The following is a 17,370-nucleotide window of genomic DNA, read 5'->3' on the forward strand; positions in this document are numbered from 1 at the left end:
GCCCGCGGAACCCCTCGGTTCCGCGGGCCGCCGCCGTCAATGCGCCCAGGCGTCAGATGGTCGAGCGCCGCAGCACATCCGTGAGGTGGTTGGCCGAGGAGATCACGGCCGCGGCGTGCAGGCGACCGGGCTGGCGCGTGATCCGATCGATCGGTCCGGAGACCGACAGGGCCGCCACCACGCGGCCGTTGGGGCCGCGCACGGGGGCCGAGACCGAGCCGACGCCGCTCTCGCGCTCGCCGATCGACTGGGCCCAGCCGCGTCGGCGGACCGCCGAGAGCATGGTCGCGGTGAAGCGGGCGCCGTGGAGGCCGCGGTGCAGGCGGTCCGGCTCCTCCCAGGCCAGCAGGATCTGGGCGGCGCTGCCGGCCTTCATCGTGAGGGTCGCGCCGAGCGGCACGGAGTCGCGCAGACCGACCGGTCGTTCGGCGGCGGCCACGCAGATGCGGTGCTCTCCCTGGCGACGATAGAGCTGGGCGGACTCCCCGGTGTGATCCCGCAGAGCGGCGAGCACGGGGCCGGCCGCGGCGAGCAGACGGTCCTCGCCCGCGGCCGCGGCGAGCTCGCCGAGGCGGCCGCCGAGCACGAAGCGCCCCTGCATGTCGCGCGCGACGAGGCGATGGTGCTCGAGCGCGACGGCCAGACGGTGGGCGGTGGGGCGGGCGAGCCCGGTCGACTGGACGAGCTGCGCGAGTGTCGCCGGACCTGCTTCGAGGGCGCCCAGCACCATGGCGGCCTTGTCGAGCACGCCGACGCCGCTGCCGCCGTCATCGGGGTTGGTGGTGTCCATGCCGGAATCATGCCGTCTTGAACACTGAGACGCAAGTGCATCGGATCGTGGACACATCGACGATGGCGGCTGACGACGAGCGCCGCCCGGATGACCGGGGCGTGCGCCGCACACCGATCGGTCCGCGCCCGGCGCGGCCCGATCCACGCATGAGGGAGAGAAGCACATGGCGGGCACGCTCGCGGAGAAGGTCTGGGCCGATCACGTCGTCCGACGGGGGGAGGGCAATGAGCCCGACCTGCTCTACATCGACCTCCAGCTGCTGCACGAGGTGACCAGCCCGCAGGCCTTCGACGGCCTGCGCCAGGAGGGCCGCGCTCTGCGCCGCGTCGACCAGACGATCGCGACCGAGGACCACAACACCCCGACGATCGACATCGACAAGCCGATCGCGGACATCACCAGCCGCACCCAGATCGACACCCTGCGCCGCAACGCCGAGGAGTTCGGCGTGCGCATCCACTCCCTCGGCGACAAGGACCAGGGGATCGTCCACGTCGTCGGCCCCCAGCTCGGGCTGACGATGCCCGGCATCACGGTCGTCTGCGGAGACTCCCACACCTCGACGCACGGCGCCTTCGGGGCGCTGGCCTTCGGCATCGGCACGAGCGAGGTCGAGCACGTGATGGCCACGCAGACCCTCTCGCTCAAGCCGTTCAAGACCATGTCGATCACCGTCGAGGGCTCCCTGAAGCCCGGCGTCAGCGCGAAGGACATCATCCTCGCCGTCATCGCGAAGATCGGGACCGGCGGCGGCGCCGGCTACGTGCTCGAGTACCGCGGCCAGGCCATCGAGGACCTCTCCATGGAGGGGCGCATGACCATCTGCAACATGTCCATCGAGGCCGGCGCCCGGGCGGGGATGATCGCCCCCGACGAGACCACCTTCGCGTACGTGAAGGGCCGCCCCCATGCCCCGCAGGGCGAGGACTGGGACGAGGCCGTCGCCTACTGGCGCACGCTGCGCAGCGACGACGACGCCGTCTTCGACGCCGAGGTCGTGATCGACGCCGATGAGCTCGAGCCCTTCGTCACCTGGGGCACCAACCCCGGCCAGGGCCTGCCGCTCTCGGCCGCGGTGCCCGCGCCCGAGGACTTCGTGGACGAGACCGCGCGCGTCGCCGCCGAGAACGCCCTGCGCTACATGGACCTGGTGCCCGGCACCCCGCTCAAGGACATCGCGGTCGACACCGTGTTCATGGGCTCGTGCACGAACGGCCGCATCGAGGACCTGCGCACCTTCGTGGACGTGATCCGGGGCCGCCGCAAGCACCCCGACGTGCGCGTTCTCGTCGTCCCCGGCTCCGCGCGCGTGCGCATCCAGGCGGAGCAGGAGGGGCTGGATCGCGAGATCCTCGCCTTCGGGGCCGAGTGGCGCCAGGCCGGCTGCTCGATGTGCCTGGGCATGAACCCCGACCAGCTGCAGCCGGGGGAGCGGGCCGCCTCGACCTCGAACCGCAACTTCGAGGGCCGCCAGGGCAAGGGCGGGCGCACCCACCTCGTCTCGCCGGCCGTCGCCGCCGCCACGGCCGTGCGCGGCACCCTGTCCTCGCCCCACGACCTCGACGCCCCGTCCCGGGACGGCGCCGCCACCGCGGCCGCCTGAGCCGCCTCCCCACCGCGCCCGGTCTCCCGGGCCGCACCCGATCACGACTCCCGGCGCCGCCCGGGGGAGCAGGAGAAGCACCGTGCAGAAGTTCACTACCCACACCGGCGTCGGCGTCCCGCTGCGACGCTCCAACGTCGACACCGACCAGATCATCCCCGCCGTCTACCTCAAGCGCGTCACCAAGACCGGCTTCGAGGACGGACTGTTCTCGGCCTGGCGGGGCGACCCCGACTTCGTCCTGAACCAGGACGCGTACCGCGGCGGCAGCGTGCTCGTCGCCGGACCCGACTTCGGCACCGGATCCTCGCGCGAGCACGCGGTCTGGGCGCTGCGCGACTACGGCTTCCAGGCAGTGCTCGCGAGCCGCTTCGCGGACATCTTCCGCGGCAACGCGGGCAAGCAGGGGCTCGTGGCCGCCGAGCTGTCCCAGGACGACATCGAGCAGCTGTGGAAGATCCTCGAGGAGGCCCCGGGCACCGAGGTGACGGTCGACCTCGAGCAGCGCCAGGTCCGCGCCGGCGATGCCGTGCTGCGCTTCGAGATCGACGACTACACGCGGTGGCGCCTCATGGAGGGCCTCGACGACATCGGCCTGACGCTGCGTCACGAGGCGGACATCGACGCCTTCGAGGCGACGCGGCCGTCCTGGATGCCCAAGACCCTGCCGGCGCGCACGGCGGACTCCGCGGAGGCCCCCGCCTCGTGATCGGGCGGGCCCGGGATCACATCCCGGGCCCAGGTTCGCCATGCCCTCCTCCGGTATGGTGAGGCGGTCACCGAGGTCCCTCCTCCCGGACCCCGACCCAGGAACCTGCAAGGACACGATGAACGACGCGCTCTCGACCTTCTCCGTCCGCGGCGGCCGCCCCCTGAAGGGCGAGATCACCGTCCGCGGCGCCAAGAACCTCGTCTCCAAGGCGATGGTCGCGGCCCTGCTGGGCGAGGGGCCGAGCGTCCTGCGCTCCGTCCCGGACATCCGGGACGTGCAGATCGTGGGCGAGCTGCTGAAGGTCCACGGCGTCAAGATCGAGCGGGACGTCGTGGGCGGCGTGATCCGCATGGATCCCTCCAACGTCGAGAAGGCGCACGTCGTCGACATCGACGCGCATGCGGGAAGCTCCCGCATCCCGATCCTGTTCTGCGGTCCTCTCCTGCACCGCCTGGGCGAGGCGATCATCCCCGACCTCGGCGGCTGCCGGATCGGCGATCGCCCGATCAACTACCACCTCGACGTGCTGCGCAACTTCGGCGCCGTGGTCGACAAGCGCGAGCTGGGCATCTACATCACCGCGCCCAACGGACTCAAGGGCACCAAGATCCACCTCGAGTACCCCAGCGTCGGCGCCACCGAGCAGGTGCTGCTGACCGCCGTCCGCGCCGAGGGCGTGACCGAGCTGACCAACGCCGCGGTCGAGCCGGAGATCGAGGACCTCATCGCCGTCCTGCAGAAGATGGGCGCGATCATCTCCCTGCAGACCGACCGCACCATCACGATCGAGGGCGTCGAGCGCCTGGGCGGGTACGAGCACGTCGCGCTCCCCGACCGCATCGAGGCCGCCTCGTGGGCCTGCGCGGCGCTGGTGACCCAGGGCGATGTCTTCGTCCGCGGCGCCTCCCAGAAGGAGATGGCGACCTTCCTCAACATCTTCCGCAAGGTCGGCGGCGGGATGGACATCACCGAGGCCGGCATCCGCTTCTTCCACCCGGGCACGCCGCTGAAGGCGATCGCCGTCGAGACCGACGTGCACCCCGGGTTCATGACCGACTGGCAGCAGCCGCTGGTGGTCGCGCTCACCCAGGCCGAGGGCATCTCGATCGTCCACGAGACCGTGTACGAGAACCGTCTGGGCTTCACCGAGGCCCTCAACGACATGGGCGCCCGCATCCAGGTCTACCGCGAGTGCCTCGGCGGTTCCCGCTGCCGCTTCGGCCGCCGCAACTTCAACCACTCCGCCGTGATCTCGGGCCCCAAGGACCTGCACGGCGCCGAGATCACCGTGCCCGATCTGCGCGGCGGCTTTTCCTACCTCATCGCCGCGCTCGGCGCCGAGGGCGTCTCGAAGATCCACGGCATCGACCTCATCGACCGCGGCTACGAGAGCTTCCGCGAGAAGCTCACGGCCCTCGGCGCGGAGTTCTGGGAGGACTGACAGTCCTGGGAGGACGGGCAGTTCCGGGAGGACGGCCAGTCCGCGCAGGGACGACAGGCGGGGCCGTGCCCCGCGCGCATCGACCGGGAGGAGCCCACCAGATGACCGAGCATTCCGCCGATCTCGCGAGCACCGTCCCCCCGCCCGCGACCTCGATCGCCCTGCGGGACATCCCCGTCCCCGACTACTGCGACGTCGTCATCGTGCCCACCCGCGGTGTGGCGGAGACGGATCCGCGGGTCTGGGCCGAGGCGATCTTCTCCCACGAGAACACGCCGCTGTCCCGGCGCGGACTGCGCGCGCTGCGCGACGAGGCCGTGCGCCTGTTCGACATGGTGCCCCCGCCCGCCAAGGAGTACGTGACCGACGAGGTGCGCGGCTCGGAGGCGCTCATCGCGGACGACGACGAGAACCTCCGCATCCGCATCGGCGTGGCCCTGCTCCCCGGCGGCGAGCTGCTGCAGGTCACCACTGCGGTGAAGTTCCTGTCGGTGCGCGGACGCCTGGCGTTCGCCCCGCGCCGCCTGCTGCACGCCGCGGCCGTCAACACCCTCGCCCGCCGCGCCCCGGCGACCGTGCGCCGCCGCGCGATCCGCAGCGGCGAGATCCCGCGCCGCGGCCTGGCCGGTCAGGCCGCACGACGGACGATCGGCCGCGTGCGCGGCGCCGTCTCCCGCTGAGGCGCGGCGTGTCCGACCCCCGGGCGGTCCCGTCCCTCATCACCGTCGCGCAGGCGTTCGCGCGGCCCGTCGCGCGGGCCTGGACCCGCCGCACCTGGACCGGGCTGGAGAACCTGCCCGAGAGCGGCGGCGCCCTCGTCGTCTGCAACCACCTCAGCGTGTACGACCCCATCGCGATCGGCGACGCCCTGCTGACGGGCTGCGTGCCGCCGCGCTTCCTGGCCAAGGGGCCCCTGTTCGACGTTCCCGTGCTCGGTGCGGCGCTCCGGGCGACGGGGCAGATCCCCGTGGCCCGCGGTGCCCGGGCGGGGACCCGGGCCTCGAGCGCCCTGGACGCGGCGCAGGACGCGATCACCCGCGGGCAGATCGTCGCGATGTTCCCCGAGGGAACCCTCACGCGCGACCCCGAGCTGTGGCCCATGCGCGCCCGCCTCGGCGCCGCCCGCATCGCGCTGGACACGGGCGCGCCCGTCATCCCCGCCGCGGTATGGGGGACCCGTGAGGTCTGGCCCTACGGCGCCCGGCGCCCCCACGTCCCGCCGCGGCGGGACGTGCAGGTGTCCTTCGGCAGGCCCGTCCGCCTGGAGGCCGCGGACGGCGAGAGCCCGCGCGACGCCGCGATCCGCTGCACCGGCGAGATCATGGAGGAGATCGTGGCGCTCGTGGCCCAGATCCGCGGCATCGCCCCGCCCGCTGAGCTGCACGACCCCCGCGCCGACGCCTTCCGCCCCGAGGACGGGCACCGCCGATGAGCGCGCGCCGCATCGCCGTCATCGGGGCCGGGAGCTGGGGCACCACCTTCTCCCTCGTCCTCGCGCGCGCCGGCGCGGAGGTCCGCCTCTGGGCGCGCCGCGAGGAGACCGCCCGGGAGATCGCCGAGGAGCACTGCAATCGCGCCTACCTGGGCGACCGGGAGCTGCCGGAGGCGATCACCGCGACCTCGGATCTCGCCGCGGTCCTCGAGGGCGTCGACGGCATCGTGCTGGCCGTCCCGGCGCAGTCGCTGCGCGAGAACCTCGGACGCCTGCGCGCGTCCCAGCCCGGCGGGCGCCTTCCGGAGCTGCCCGTGGTCTCCCTCATCAAGGGCATCGAGCGCGGCACCGACGCCCGGATGAGCACTGTGATCGTCGAGGCCGGCGGGGTGGACCCGCGTCGCATCGCCGTCCTCTCGGGCCCCAACCTGTCGGCCGAGATCGCGGCGGAGGAGCCGTGCGCGAGCGTCGTCGCCTCCGCCGACCCGGAGCTCGCCCACCGCGTCGCCACCTGGTGCGCCGGCCCGGCCTTCCGGGCCTACACCTCGGTCGATGTGACGGGCGTCGAGATCGCCGGAGCCGTCAAGAACGTCATCGCCCTGGCCGTGGGCGCGGCCGCCGGCCTGGGGCTGGGCGACAACGCCCGGGCGAGCCTCATCACGCGCGGTCTCGCGGAGATCGCTCGCCTCGGTGCGGCGTCCGGCGCGGATGCCGCCACGTTCGCGGGTCTGGCGGGCATGGGCGATCTGGTCGCCACCTGCGCCTCGCCGCTCTCGCGCAACCACCGTCTGGGGCGCGCGCTCGGCGAGGGACGCAGCGTCGCCGAGGCCGTCGCCCTGGTCCGGCAGACCGCCGAGGGCGTCGAGACCGCCCGCGCGGTCGCGGAGATCGCCGAGGGCCTGGGCGTCGACATGCCGATCACGAGAGGGGTCGTCCACGTGGTCGACAGGGGGAGGGACATCACGGAGACCACCGCGGCCCTGCTGGCGCGGTCCGTGCGGCCGGAGTGACTATCGTGGCGGGAATGAAGACCACCGTCGCCCTCCTGTTCGGCGGCCGCAGCGGGGAGCACGGCATCTCGTGCGTCACCGCCGGCGGCGTGCTCGCCGCGATCGACCGCACCCGCTACGACGTGATCCCGATCGGCGTCACGCGCGACGGACGCTACGTCCTCGTCTCCGACGACCCGGAGCACTGGCGGATCACCGACGGGAAGGCCCCGGAGGTCCCCGCGGACGGCGATGAGGTGCTCCTGCCCGCGGGCGCGCACCGCCCCGGCGAGCCCATCGTGCTGCGGGTGATCCGCGGTGATCGCGTGGAGACCCTCGCCGAGATCGACGTCCTGTTCCCGCTGCTGCACGGCCCCTACGGCGAGGACGGCACCCTCCAGGGGGCCCTCGACCTGCTGGACGTCCCCTACGTGGGCAGCGGCGTGCTCGCCTCGGCCGTGTGCATGGACAAGGCCGCGACCAAGACGGCGCTGCGCGCGGCGGGCATCCCCTGCGCGCCGGATGTCGTCGTGCGCGAGGACGAGTGGGCCCAGGACGCGCAGGGCGTGCTCGACCGCGTCCGGCGCGACCTCGAGCTGCCGTGGTTCGTCAAGCCCGCGCGCGCCGGCTCCAGCCTGGGCGTCACCAAGGTCTCCGACCCCGCCGAGCTCGACCACGCGATGAAGACCGCCTTCGCGGAGGACCCCAAGGTGCTCATCGAGGCGGGCGTCGCAGGGCGCGAGGTCGAGTGCGGCGTCCTCGCGGGCCGCGGCGGCGAGGCGCCGCGCACCACCGTGCCCGGCGAGGTCCGCATCGGCGACGACCTCGAGTTCTACGACTACGAGTCGAAGTACTTCGGCAAGGGGACCGTCGAGATCGAGGTGCCCGCGCAGCTGACGGGCGAGCAGATCGCCGCGGTGCGCGCGGTCGCCGCCCACGCCTTCGTCTCCCTCGGCCTGGAGGGCCTGGCCCGCGTGGACGTGTTCGTGGCCGCCGACGGCCGCGTGGTGGTCAACGAAGTCAACACGATGCCCGGCTTCACGCCGTTCTCGATGTTCCCCGTCCTGTGGGCGAACATGGGCCTCGACTACGCGGCGCTGATCGCCGAGCTCGTCGAGCTGGCGCGCGCGCGGCGCATCGGGCTGCGCTGACCCGATCATGCGCTGACCCGATCGTGTGCTGGGCCGACTGTGCGCTGAGCCGCTCGGACGCTGACCTGATCATGCGCTGACCCGATCGCGCGGCGGGCCCCGTCGGCCCGGAGAGGCGCGGGGATCAGGCCGTGTCGCCCGGACCGGTGCAGGTCCTGGAGACCGGCAGCGGGGCGATGAGACCCGCGAGCTCGAGCGCTGCCGCGGACGGCTGATCCGGGGCGACGGACCGCGGGACGGTGAGGTCGACGGCGGGGGAGCGACCGTAGGTCGTGAACGTGACCACGCCGTCCTCCTCGCGCACGATCCAGTCGACTGAGAGCCCCCGCTGGTCCTCGAGGCGGGTGCAGGCGTCCGTGGTGGGGCCGGGCGGCGTCACGCCGCAGCGCAGCACGATCGTGTCCTCGCCGTTGCCCCAGGCGACCGTGCCCTGGCTCGTCGTCTCGCGGCGGTCGAGCCCCAGCATCGTCTCGGGCGCGTTCTGCACGATCGTCGCGCACGCCGGGTCCGTCGCCTCCGGCCCCGCGGGGACCGTCACGGTCCCGCAGCCCGTGAGCACCGTGAGGGTGGCCGCGGCAAGGCCGATCGTCGCGACGTGCAGGGGACGAGGACGAGAGGCGGGGAGCACCTCAGCAGACTACCCGGCGGCCTCGCCCCAGCAGACGGACGTGAGGAGACGGACGCGGGGAGGCGGTCGCGGGTGCCACGATGGGGCCATGACGACGCCCGAGACTCCCCGCCCCGCGAGCGGCCGCACGGCCCCTGAGGCACCGACGACCGACGGCTCTGCGAGCATCGGGCACCTCACCGAGGCGGGTGTCCTCGCTCGCATCCTCCCGGTGACGGCGGAGGGCTGCGTGGACGGGGCGCGTGCGGGGAGCGCTCCCGAGGGCCCCCGGGTGGAGGTCGGCCCCGGGGACGACGCCGCCGTCGTGCGCCTGGCGTCCCCGCGTCTGGTCGTCTCGACCGACACCCTCACCGAGGGCGAGGACTTCCTGCTCGACGCCACGTGCGGGGAGTGGATCGGGGCGAAGGCCGCCGTGCAGAACCTCGCGGACATCGCCGCCATGGGGGCCCGGCCGAGCGCGCTCGTCGTCGCCGTCACCGCTCCCGCGCAGACGCCGATCGCTCTGCTCGAGGACGTGAGCCGGGCCCTGTCCGCCCGCGCCGCCCGCGACGGCGCCCCCGTGGTCGGCGGCGACCTCGGGGCCGGTCCCGTCCTGTCGCTCACCGTGACCGCGCTCGGCTCCCTGCCGGAGGGGAGCGCGCCCGTGCTCCGCTCGGGAGCGCGGGCGGGGGACGTGCTCGCGATCGGCACGGAGCGCCTGGGCCGCAGCGGGGCGGGGCTGGCCTGGATCCTCGCTGGGCGCGCCGCCGATACACGGGCCCGCGAGCTCGTGGCCTGGCACAACGCCCCGGATCCCGACCTGGCGCTGGGGTGGGCCGGGGCGCGGGAGGAGGACGGCACCGCGATCGCGAGTGCGATGCTCGACGTCTCCGACGGACTGGTCCGGGACGCGGGCCGCATCGCCCGTGCGAGCGGAGTCGTCATCGATCTGGACCACGGCGCCCTGGCGCCTGACGCCGAGGCCCTCGCGGACGCAGCTCGGGCGCTCGACGCGGACGCGTGGGAATGGGTGCTCCACGGGGGCGAGGAGCATGCGATGCTCGCGACTTTCCCGGCCGATCGGGTGCCGATGGGCTTCCGCCGCATCGGCGCTGTGCGGGCCCTGTCCGCTGGTGAGTCCCCCCGGGTGCTGCTGGACGGCGCCGCGATCACCCACGAGGGCTTCGACCACTTCGCCTGAGGCGGCCGGCGGCCGCCGTCAGAGCTCGGCCTCGGCCCCCATCACCGTCGTGCGGGCCAGCGGCAGGTGGAGCACCTGCGTGCGGTTGGCGGAGAACTTCTCGAGGAAGCGGAACAACACCTTCTGCCACGCGGGCATGCAGTGGTCGTCGCCGGGCTCGATGCGGAACACCGAGAGCATGTAGAACGCCTCGTCCGGGTCGATGTCCAGCTCGGGGCTGCGCCCGACCGCGAGACGCACGGCCTTGGGCACGTCCTGGGAGTCGTTGAAGCCGACCCGGCACAGCACGTGCACGATGCCGTCGTCGCTGTCGCCGAGCTCGGAGACGGTGATGCGGGCGTCGTGGCGCACGTGGGGGACGCCGATGTTCTTTATCGTCACGATCACCACGTGCTCGTGGAGGATCCGGTTGAACTCGACGTTGCGGCGCAGGGCGAGGGGCGTGGTGCGCGGATCCCCGTGCGGGTAGACCGCCAGCCCGGGGACGCGAGGCAGGTCCATCGCCTGCACCTCGGCCACGAAGTCCTCGATCGGGCCCTCCATCTCGGCGCGTCGGCCGAACATGATCTTCGAGCCGCGCTTCCAGGTGAGCATGATCGTCAGCGCCGCCGCGGCGATCACGAGCGGCAGCCAGCCGCCGGAGAGGATTTTGACGAGGTTCGCGGAGAACAGGGCCGCCTCGATGCCGCCGACGATCGCGGCCATCGCGACCACGCGCCACAGCGGCCAGTTCCACACGCGGTAGGCCAGCAGCAGGAAAAGGGAGAGCTCGAGCAGCAGGGTCGCGGTGACCGAGAGCCCGTAGGCCGAGGCGAGGTGCTGGGAGTCGCGGAAGGTGAGCACGAGGGTGAGCACGCCGAGGAACAGGATCATGTTGACGACGGGCACGTAGATCTGGCCGCCGTGCTCCTTGGACGTCTGCATCACGCGCAGGCGCGGGAGGATCGACAGGCGCGTGGCCTGGCGGGACACGGAGAAGGCGCCCGAGATGACGGCCTGGGAGGCGATCACGGTCGCGCAGGTCGCGAGCACCACCAGGGGGATGCGGGCCCAGTCGGGCGCGAGGTGGAAGAACGGGTTGTCGATCGTGCCCGGATCTCTGAGGATCATCGCGCCCTGGCCGAAGTAGTTGACCATGAGCGCCGGGAGGATCAGGCAGAACCAGGCCAGGGCGATGGGGCGGCGCCCGAAGTGGCCCATGTCCGCGTACAGCGCCTCGGCGCCGGTCACGGCGAGCACCACGGCGCCCATCGCGATGAACGCGACGAGGGGGCGGTCGAGGGCGAAGGAGAGGGCGTAGGTGGGGGAGACGGCCCGCAGGATCGACGGGTTCGCGATCAGCTGCGGCAGGCCGAGCGCCGCGATGACGAGGAACCAGGCGACCATGATCGGCCCAAAGGCCTTGCCGATCACGCCGGTGCCCCAGCGCTGGGCGAGGAACAGCAGCGTGAGCACCGTGACGGCCGCCGGCACCACATACGTGCCCAGGTCGGAGTTCACGGTCTCCAGGCCCTCGAAGGCGGAGAGCACGGAGATGGCCGGCGTGATGAGCGAGTCTCCGTAGAAGAGGGAGGCGCCGAGGATCGCGAGGAACAGGCCCACGGCCGCCTGCTTCGAGCCCAGGCCCAGCTTGCGGCGCATGAGCGTGGCGAGCGACAGGATCCCGCCCTCGCCCTGGTTGTCGGCGCGCAGGATGATGCCCACGTAGGTGAAGGAGACGATGGCCATGAGGCACCACAGGACCATCGAGATGACGCCGAGGACATCCTGCTCGGTGGGGGCGACGGCGTTGTGGTGCACGGAGAAGACGGTCTGCAGCGAGTACAGGGGGCTGGTGCCGATGTCCCCGAACACGACGCCGATGGCCGCGAGCATGAGCGCGAGGACGGGCTCGCGGTGGCGCGGCTTCCCGTCCGGGCCCAGGACGGGCTTACCGTGGGTGTTGGTGACGGTGTCGGGCCCGACCTCGAGGGGCGGGAGGTCGCGCGGCATCCCGTGGATCACGCACGGGTGGGCCGCGGGCTGCGCGCTCTCGGCGGCGTCCGTGGAGGGGTCGGCGGCGTGCGCAGTCCCCGGTGCCGACGGCCCGGCGGGGGAGGGGGCGGGCGACGACGGATGCGCCGGAGCCTCCGCAGAGGATGTCGGTGCGGGGACGCTGGTACCAGCGGAGGCGGCGCCCTCGGGGCGCGGGCCGGCCTGTTCAGGTGACACGAGCGGCAATCATGCCATCGCGCGGGCCCAGCGCAAGGGGCTGAGCGGCCCCGGCGGGGGATCCGTGCATCACAGTGCGGCGTGCTTGCAGAGTGCTTGCATTCTGCGCATGTCGACTCTCTATATCCGTGACGTCCCCGAGGCGGTGGCCGAGACGCTGAAGGCGCGTGCGGCCGACCGGGGGCAGTCGGTCTCCGCCTACGTGAACGCGCAGCTTGCCCTGATCGCATCGCGCCCGAGCAATGCCGAGATCGTCGATCGCCTGCGCGCCCGCGATCGGTCCGCATCGGTCTCGACGCAGGCGATCCTCGCCGAGGTGGGTTCGGCGCGCCGATGATCGTCCTCAATGCCTCGGCCATGGTCGAGGCGCTGGTGGGCGCCGAGCCGTCCGCCGAGCTCCTCCTGGCGCTCGAGGGCGAGATCCATGCACCGCATCTGCTGGACGGGGAGGTGCTGTCCGTTCTGCGGGGCCTGGAGAGGGGCAGTGTCCTCGAGCCTGAGCGAGCGCAGCAGGCCCTGGATGACTACTGGTCGTTCACCGTCATCCGGCACGACCTGGAGCCGTTGGCCGGACGCGTCTGGCAGCTGCGCCATCAGTTCACGAGCTACGACGCCTCCTACGTCGCCCTGGCCGTGGCCCTCGACGCGCCTCTGGTCACCTGCGACAGGAAGCTCGCGACCGCTGGACATCGGGCGCAGGTCCTCGGGCCGCGCGGCTCGTGATCGTCACACGATGAGTCGGATGTTCGCGAGCTCTGAGGGACCGCGGCTGCAGGGGCGGCGACGCATCGGAACTGCGCTATCGGTTCTCCGGGCGACAGGTGCACGGTACGTGCCATACCCCGCAGACGCCGGGTCTGGGCTCGGCTGCCGCGCGGAGATGTCCCGGGATCACCGCTCGATCGACAGGAACCGTCGCAGCTCCTCCGCGCCCTCGACCACGACCCGCTCGGCCGGTCGCACCACCGCGTCGGGTGTGACGATCACGCGCTGCTCCTGTGCTCGAACCGGTCCCTGCCGCGTCTGCTGCACGAGGGTGCGCTGGCCGTTCTCGACGTAGCCCGCCTTGCGACTGACCGCCCGCGAAGCCTCATTGCCCACGATGTACCCGGATTCACAGGCGACGGCGTCGAGCTCGTCGAAGGCGAAGCTGATAGCCATCTGGCGCATGAGCGTGCCGATGCCCTTGCCCTGGTGGTCCCGCCCGAGCCATGATCCGGTCTCGACCGTGCGCGTGAGCGGGAAGTCGGTGGCGTGCACGTCCTGCATCCCCACGAGCACGCCGTCGTGACGGACAGTCAGCGCGAGGTGCCACGCGTCCGGGGCGAACGCGGCGCGCTGCTGCCACCACCACGACAGGGAGATCGCGGGGGGTCAAGTCCCTGGAAGTGGTGTAGCGATCCTTCGCTTGGGGGTCAGGCGGTCAGGGCGGGCAGGGAGCTGGTGGTGACCTCCTCGGTGCTGGTGTCGGGGACGAGGTTGAGGCGGCAGCGGGCGAGGACGTCGAGGCCGAGGTATCGGCGGCCCTCGGCCCATTCGTCGGTCTGTTCGGCCAGGACCGCGCCGACGAGGCGGACGATCGCCTCGCGGGTGGGGAAGATGTCGACGGAGTCCGTGCGGCGGCGGATCTCCTTGTTCAAACGCTCGGTGGGGTTGTTCGACCAGATCTGCACCCACACGTCCTTGGGAAACCCCGTGAACGCGAGCAGGTCTGCGCGGGCCGCGTCGAGGTGCTCGGCCACGGCCGGGAGCTTCTCGCTGACGTAGTCCAGCAGCCGCTCGAACTGAGCGTTCACGGCTGCCGCGTCGGGCTGGTCATAGACGCTGTGCAGCATCGCTTTCACCGCTGGCCACATGCTCTTGGGCGTCACGGCCATGAGGTTCGCGGCGTAGTGGGTGCGGCACCGCTGCCAGGCCGCCCCGGGCAGGTGCGCAGCGATCGCCTCCACCAAGCCGGCGTGGGCGTCGCTGGTGACCAGGCGGACCCCGGCGAGGCCGCGGGCGACGAGGTCGGCGAAGAAGCCGTTCCACGCCGCTCCGGTCTCGGAGGTGGCAACACGCATGCCGAGGACTTCGCGGTGCCCGTCGCCGTTCACGCCGGTGGCCAGCAGTACGACGGCGTTGATCACGCGCCCGCCCTCGCGGACTTTCATCGTCAGCGCGTCGGCGGAGACGAACGTGAATGGCCCGGCCTCGTCCAGGGGACGGTGGCCGAACTGCTCGACGTGCTCGTCCAACGACTCGGCCATCGGGCTGACTTGCGACTTCGAGAGTGAGTTGATGCCCAAGGTCTTGACGAGCTGGGGCCCCGGATGCGATATGCGCGAAGCGTGCATCCGGGGAGCCATTCGGCGGGTGGAGACGCCGGCGAGGTAGCAGTCGGCGACCACGGTGATCAGGGCGGATTCGGCGCGTTTGCGGCGCTCGAGCAGCCAGTCGGGGAAGTAGGTGCCGGTGCGGAGCTTGGGGACGGCGACGTCGATCGTGCCGACGCGGGTGTCGAGGTCGCGGTGGCGGTAGCCGTTGCGCTGCGCAGAACGACCAGCGCTGGGCCGACCGTACTCCGCGCCGGCGACAGCGTCTGCGTCCGCGGAGAGCAGGGAGTTGATCACGTCCTGGAGCAGGCTGCGCATCAGATCCGGGGAGGCTTCAGCCAGGGCTTCACCGAGCAGGCCGGAAGGGTCGACAATGTGGGGAGCGGTCATCGTGATGACCCCGTTCGAGAGTGCTGTGAGAGGTTCACTCGAAGGATCACACGGTGGCCGCGTCCACGTCCGGGACGATCACTGCGGCCACCGCGCTACACCACTATGCGGGACTCAACTTACAGGGGAGCTACGGGCGATCCGAGTCGGCGGGCGCGGACAGTGGCGGGTCAGCGAGGCTGCGCTGAAGGCATACGTCGAGCGGGCATACGCCGAGCTAGAGACAGAGCTACGCGAAGGCACAGCGGGCGAGCAGTCGGGCCGCCCTCGTTAATCCACATAGAATTGGAACAACGGCGATCGGACCCCGATTCGTCTGCCAGAAACTCAGAACCGAGGCCCATTTTGTCAGCAGAACTTACGGCAGTTCACGCCGTAGAAGGTGCGCTCATGTATCATGAGCGCCTAGCCCTCTACTTCGACACGAACGATCGAACGCCATTGACAGATGGGCATATTGATATCCATTCCGGCGAGCCGCACTCCGTCGAGACTTTCCAGGCCAGAATCCCTGTGCAAATTAAAGCCAGGCACGAAACCTCCAAGGGCTTCAAAGGCGACCTCGGCTTTTCGCTCGGCGTGCGACACCTCAAGGGGATGCTCAAGATTGGATCAGTCATACTGTTCGTAGTGATTTATAACAGAAAGGCACGCACTAGTTCCGTTTACTGGAACCCGCTGACTCCCGCGAAACTCAAGAGGATCCTGGAAAATAGCGTCGGCCAAAAGACTGCGACGATTCGCGTTCAGAAACTTCCCGAATCGGAATCCGCAGTATGTGCCACTCTTCAGTTCATCAACTCCGTCAAGGACGAAGTGGAAGCGCTCATTCTCGAAGATGGCGAGACGCTCGAGGACTGCATGATCACAATCTCCGCCCCGAGGCCACTTGACCTATCAAAGCCACTACTACTCGACACCACCGACAGCGCATCTCCAGATTTTGAAATACGCGTGAAGACACGCTCAGGAGCAGTGGCACGCCTTGAGGGAGTGTTTGAAGTGCTTCCTGAAGACTATGCCGAACACGACTTGACCATGACAATCGAGTCCCACAGAACCTCCTTCACAAACCCTCGGGGACGGAAGCTGGATGAGCACACCTCGATGATCACCCTTGGTTCTGGACTGACGTTGCAGATCCAGCATGACCCGGTTGCCGACCTTTACTCCGGAACCTTGACGACTGCCGACTCCGGATCGATGCTCGACTATCGGCGAGCACTTTCATTCCTGACCGAGTGCTTCGATGCCGGTTTCATGAAGATTAACGGTCAGCAGCTATCCTTCGAGCATGCAGAGGACGACTACCTCGCGGCAATGAAATCGCGTCTAGCGGATCTCAACCGTTACGCGGAACTCTTCGAGGCGCTCCACGTCGATGAGAGCCGACTGGTCGCGCGCGCCTTGAACGAAAAGGTCCGAGGTGAGCTGGACACTTTGCATCGAGCGATCGTCCAGCAGGAATCAATTCCAGCAAAGGAGCCGCAAAGCGGGCGACTCAAGTCGACGATGTTCAATGGCTGGCTCGCACTGTACTGCGAATACAACGAAAGCAATGACACCTGGAAGGTATCAAGCCCCTACAGCCAGAATTGGGACAAGGCGCTATACTGGCACATGGACACCAGGGGCGAGAAAGCCATAGTCCGTCAGTTGTCGATATACGATCTCGCAACAGCGGAAGACTTCCTGGAAGTTCTCAACATCAATTTGGGACACATTACCGAGTCGTATCGAGACAAGGTTCTCTCCCAAGAACTATTGAATCAGGCCACCGGGACACTTCTGCGGATCATCAGCGCCGCAGATTTGGCAACCAGTGACCAATCAACGCTCCGCGACGAGCTACTAGAAGCCGCACAAGAGCTAAGCTCATGGCTGCTTGCGCAAGACCCGAATAGCCCGTTCTACAGGATTAACGCTTGGCAGATCAAAGCGCGAACTAAAGGTTTATCTGACGACGACAAGGCTGAGATTTACGCACTGGGCGGCAAGGCGCATAGCGGTGATACCGAATGGTCCGCCCAGGTCGGATACGGGTGCTCCGTCCTCCGAAAGGACACTGACGGGATGGCCTTTTGGCGCAAGCGACTTACTGAGGAAGAGCAGGCAGAATGTGACACCTGGCCCATTAACAACCTAATCTCGGACGAGATCGCGGTGTACGGTCCTACGGTTCCCGTGAAGTAGTGCTCGATCGAATCGCTACAGCTGCGGGAGGATGCGGTGCGCCTGCGCGATGAACGTGGCGTCGTCGATGGCTCGCCGGTAGTGGAGCTCGCCGAAGTGGCGAAGCTCCCGGATGAGGTCCTCTCGCTGAGTGCCTGAATCCGAGTTGCCACCGGGTGGTGTCATAGCGTTGAAGCAACACTCCCGGTCGGCGGGGGTCTGATCGGTGGAGTGTGCGGATGGCGCGGGTGGGGTTGTCGTTCAGTGACAGGTCGGAGATCTCGACGGCCTCGAAAGCGGCTCTTCAGAGCTGAGTGTGGGGTGAGGCATCGAGGCCTCCGGTGATGAGGAGC

Annotated in this window: 17 protein-coding genes; 11 read left to right on the plus strand and 6 right to left on the minus strand. The window is 70.1% G+C overall.

Annotated elements, in window-relative coordinates; genetic code table 11:
- Positions 1-52: 52 nt before the first annotated feature.
- Entirely contained in the window at positions 53-790 is a 738-nt protein-coding gene (locus FM110_RS13045) for an IclR family transcriptional regulator (protein ID WP_087105185.1), read from the minus strand.
- A gap of 166 nt (positions 791-956) precedes the next feature.
- On the opposite strand from FM110_RS13045, the gene leuC reads away from it, so the two are divergent.
- The 7 genes from leuC (at position 957) to FM110_RS13080 (ending at position 8,121) form a co-directional block, all read left to right on the plus strand.
- A complete protein-coding gene (gene leuC / locus FM110_RS13050) occupies positions 957-2,396 on the plus strand; it encodes a 3-isopropylmalate dehydratase large subunit (protein ID WP_087105186.1) in 1,440 nt (479 codons plus the stop codon).
- Between the two features lie 82 nt (positions 2,397-2,478).
- The gene (leuD, locus tag FM110_RS13055; RefSeq protein WP_087105187.1) at positions 2,479-3,105 is read left to right on the plus strand and encodes a 3-isopropylmalate dehydratase small subunit; all 627 of its coding nucleotides are present in this window, start codon (positions 2,479-2,481) and stop codon (positions 3,103-3,105) included.
- Positions 3,106-3,223: 118 nt separating this feature from the next.
- Positions 3,224-4,549, plus strand: coding sequence for a UDP-N-acetylglucosamine 1-carboxyvinyltransferase (gene murA, locus FM110_RS13060; RefSeq protein WP_087105188.1), 1,326 nt, complete (start codon positions 3,224-3,226; stop codon positions 4,547-4,549).
- 101 nt (positions 4,550-4,650) lie between these two features.
- Positions 4,651-5,229 carry a hypothetical protein gene (locus FM110_RS13065; RefSeq protein WP_087105189.1) on the plus strand — a complete coding sequence of 193 codons (579 nt, stop codon included), beginning with the start codon at positions 4,651-4,653 and terminating at the stop codon, positions 5,227-5,229.
- A gap of 8 nt (positions 5,230-5,237) precedes the next feature.
- The gene (locus tag FM110_RS13070; protein ID WP_159458090.1) at positions 5,238-5,981 is read left to right on the plus strand and encodes a lysophospholipid acyltransferase family protein; all 744 of its coding nucleotides are present in this window, start codon (positions 5,238-5,240) and stop codon (positions 5,979-5,981) included.
- Positions 5,978-6,991: an NAD(P)H-dependent glycerol-3-phosphate dehydrogenase gene (locus FM110_RS13075; RefSeq protein ID WP_087105191.1), complete on the plus strand. Its 1,014-nt coding sequence runs from the start codon at positions 5,978-5,980 to the stop codon at positions 6,989-6,991. The genes FM110_RS13070 and FM110_RS13075 overlap by 4 nt, the downstream gene beginning before the upstream one ends.
- Before the next feature lie 14 nt (positions 6,992-7,005).
- Positions 7,006-8,121 (plus strand): D-alanine--D-alanine ligase family protein, encoded by a 1,116-nt coding sequence (locus FM110_RS13080; RefSeq protein WP_087105192.1) that lies wholly within the window; start codon positions 7,006-7,008, stop codon positions 8,119-8,121.
- 124 nt (positions 8,122-8,245) lie between these two features.
- Here FM110_RS13080 and FM110_RS13085 read toward each other — a convergent pair whose 3' ends face one another.
- Positions 8,246-8,749 carry a DUF3515 family protein gene (locus tag FM110_RS13085; protein WP_234992473.1) on the minus strand — a complete coding sequence of 168 codons (504 nt, stop codon included), beginning with the start codon at positions 8,747-8,749 and terminating at the stop codon, positions 8,246-8,248.
- Positions 8,750-8,837: 88 nt separating this feature from the next.
- On the opposite strand from FM110_RS13085, the gene thiL reads away from it, so the two are divergent.
- Positions 8,838-9,929 carry a thiamine-phosphate kinase gene (gene thiL / locus FM110_RS13090; RefSeq protein WP_087105193.1) on the plus strand — a complete coding sequence of 364 codons (1,092 nt, stop codon included), beginning with the start codon at positions 8,838-8,840 and terminating at the stop codon, positions 9,927-9,929.
- Positions 9,930-9,947: 18 nt separating this feature from the next.
- Here thiL and FM110_RS13095 read toward each other — a convergent pair whose 3' ends face one another.
- Positions 9,948-12,140 (minus strand): KUP/HAK/KT family potassium transporter, encoded by a 2,193-nt coding sequence (locus tag FM110_RS13095; protein WP_234992474.1) that lies wholly within the window; start codon positions 12,138-12,140, stop codon positions 9,948-9,950.
- 109 nt (positions 12,141-12,249) lie between these two features.
- Here FM110_RS13095 and FM110_RS13100 point away from each other — a divergent pair, with 109 nt between their 5' ends.
- Both FM110_RS13100 and FM110_RS13105 read left to right on the plus strand, forming a co-directional pair.
- Entirely contained in the window at positions 12,250-12,477 is a 228-nt protein-coding gene (locus FM110_RS13100) for a FitA-like ribbon-helix-helix domain-containing protein (protein ID WP_087105194.1), read from the plus strand.
- The gene (locus FM110_RS13105) at positions 12,474-12,863 is read left to right on the plus strand and encodes a type II toxin-antitoxin system VapC family toxin (protein ID WP_087105195.1); all 390 of its coding nucleotides are present in this window, start codon (positions 12,474-12,476) and stop codon (positions 12,861-12,863) included. Before FM110_RS13100 ends, FM110_RS13105 begins: the two co-directional genes overlap by 4 nt.
- 168 nt (positions 12,864-13,031) lie before the next feature.
- Here the strand turns inward: FM110_RS13105 and FM110_RS13110 are convergent, their stop codons facing one another.
- Together FM110_RS13110 and FM110_RS13115 are read right to left on the minus strand one after the other, a co-directional pair.
- The gene (locus FM110_RS13110) at positions 13,032-13,505 is read right to left on the minus strand and encodes a GNAT family N-acetyltransferase (RefSeq protein ID WP_087105196.1); all 474 of its coding nucleotides are present in this window, start codon (positions 13,503-13,505) and stop codon (positions 13,032-13,034) included.
- A 50-nt stretch (positions 13,506-13,555) separates the two neighbouring features.
- Positions 13,556-14,845: an IS256 family transposase gene (locus FM110_RS13115; RefSeq protein WP_087105197.1), complete on the minus strand. Its 1,290-nt coding sequence runs from the start codon at positions 14,843-14,845 to the stop codon at positions 13,556-13,558.
- 390 nt (positions 14,846-15,235) lie between these two features.
- Between FM110_RS13115 and FM110_RS13125 the strand changes: the two genes are divergently transcribed.
- Entirely contained in the window at positions 15,236-17,038 is a 1,803-nt protein-coding gene (locus FM110_RS13125) for a hypothetical protein (protein WP_143276401.1), read from the plus strand.
- Positions 17,039-17,053: 15 nt separating this feature from the next.
- Here the strand turns inward: FM110_RS13125 and FM110_RS14190 are convergent, their stop codons facing one another.
- A complete protein-coding gene (locus FM110_RS14190; RefSeq protein WP_159458091.1) occupies positions 17,054-17,203 on the minus strand; it encodes a hypothetical protein in 150 nt (49 codons plus the stop codon).
- Between the last annotated feature and the right edge of the window lie 167 nt (positions 17,204-17,370).

This window comes from Brachybacterium nesterenkovii (genome assembly GCF_900163655.1).
In the GTDB taxonomy this organism is placed as follows: Bacteria; Actinomycetota; Actinomycetes; order Actinomycetales; family Dermabacteraceae; genus Brachybacterium; species Brachybacterium nesterenkovii.

Coding starts and splice junctions, on each gene's coding strand:
- FM110_RS13045 (WP_087105185.1), bottom strand. CDS start 790: ATGGACACCACCAACCCCGATGACGGCGGCAGCGGCGTCGGCGTGCTC.
- leuC (WP_087105186.1), top strand. CDS start 957: ATGGCGGGCACGCTCGCGGAGAAGGTCTGGGCCGATCACGTCGTCCGA.
- murA (WP_087105188.1), top strand. CDS start 3,224: ATGAACGACGCGCTCTCGACCTTCTCCGTCCGCGGCGGCCGCCCCCTG.
- FM110_RS13065 (WP_087105189.1), top strand. CDS start 4,651: ATGACCGAGCATTCCGCCGATCTCGCGAGCACCGTCCCCCCGCCCGCG.
- FM110_RS13075 (WP_087105191.1), top strand. CDS start 5,978: ATGAGCGCGCGCCGCATCGCCGTCATCGGGGCCGGGAGCTGGGGCACC.
- FM110_RS13080 (WP_087105192.1), top strand. CDS start 7,006: ATGAAGACCACCGTCGCCCTCCTGTTCGGCGGCCGCAGCGGGGAGCAC.
- thiL (WP_087105193.1), top strand. CDS start 8,838: ATGACGACGCCCGAGACTCCCCGCCCCGCGAGCGGCCGCACGGCCCCT.
- FM110_RS13100 (WP_087105194.1), top strand. CDS start 12,250: ATGTCGACTCTCTATATCCGTGACGTCCCCGAGGCGGTGGCCGAGACG.
- FM110_RS13105 (WP_087105195.1), top strand. CDS start 12,474: ATGATCGTCCTCAATGCCTCGGCCATGGTCGAGGCGCTGGTGGGCGCC.
- FM110_RS13115 (WP_087105197.1), bottom strand. CDS start 14,845: ATGACCGCTCCCCACATTGTCGACCCTTCCGGCCTGCTCGGTGAAGCC.
- FM110_RS13125 (WP_143276401.1), top strand. CDS start 15,236: ATGTATCATGAGCGCCTAGCCCTCTACTTCGACACGAACGATCGAACG.
- FM110_RS14190 (WP_159458091.1), bottom strand. CDS start 17,203: ATGACACCACCCGGTGGCAACTCGGATTCAGGCACTCAGCGAGAGGAC.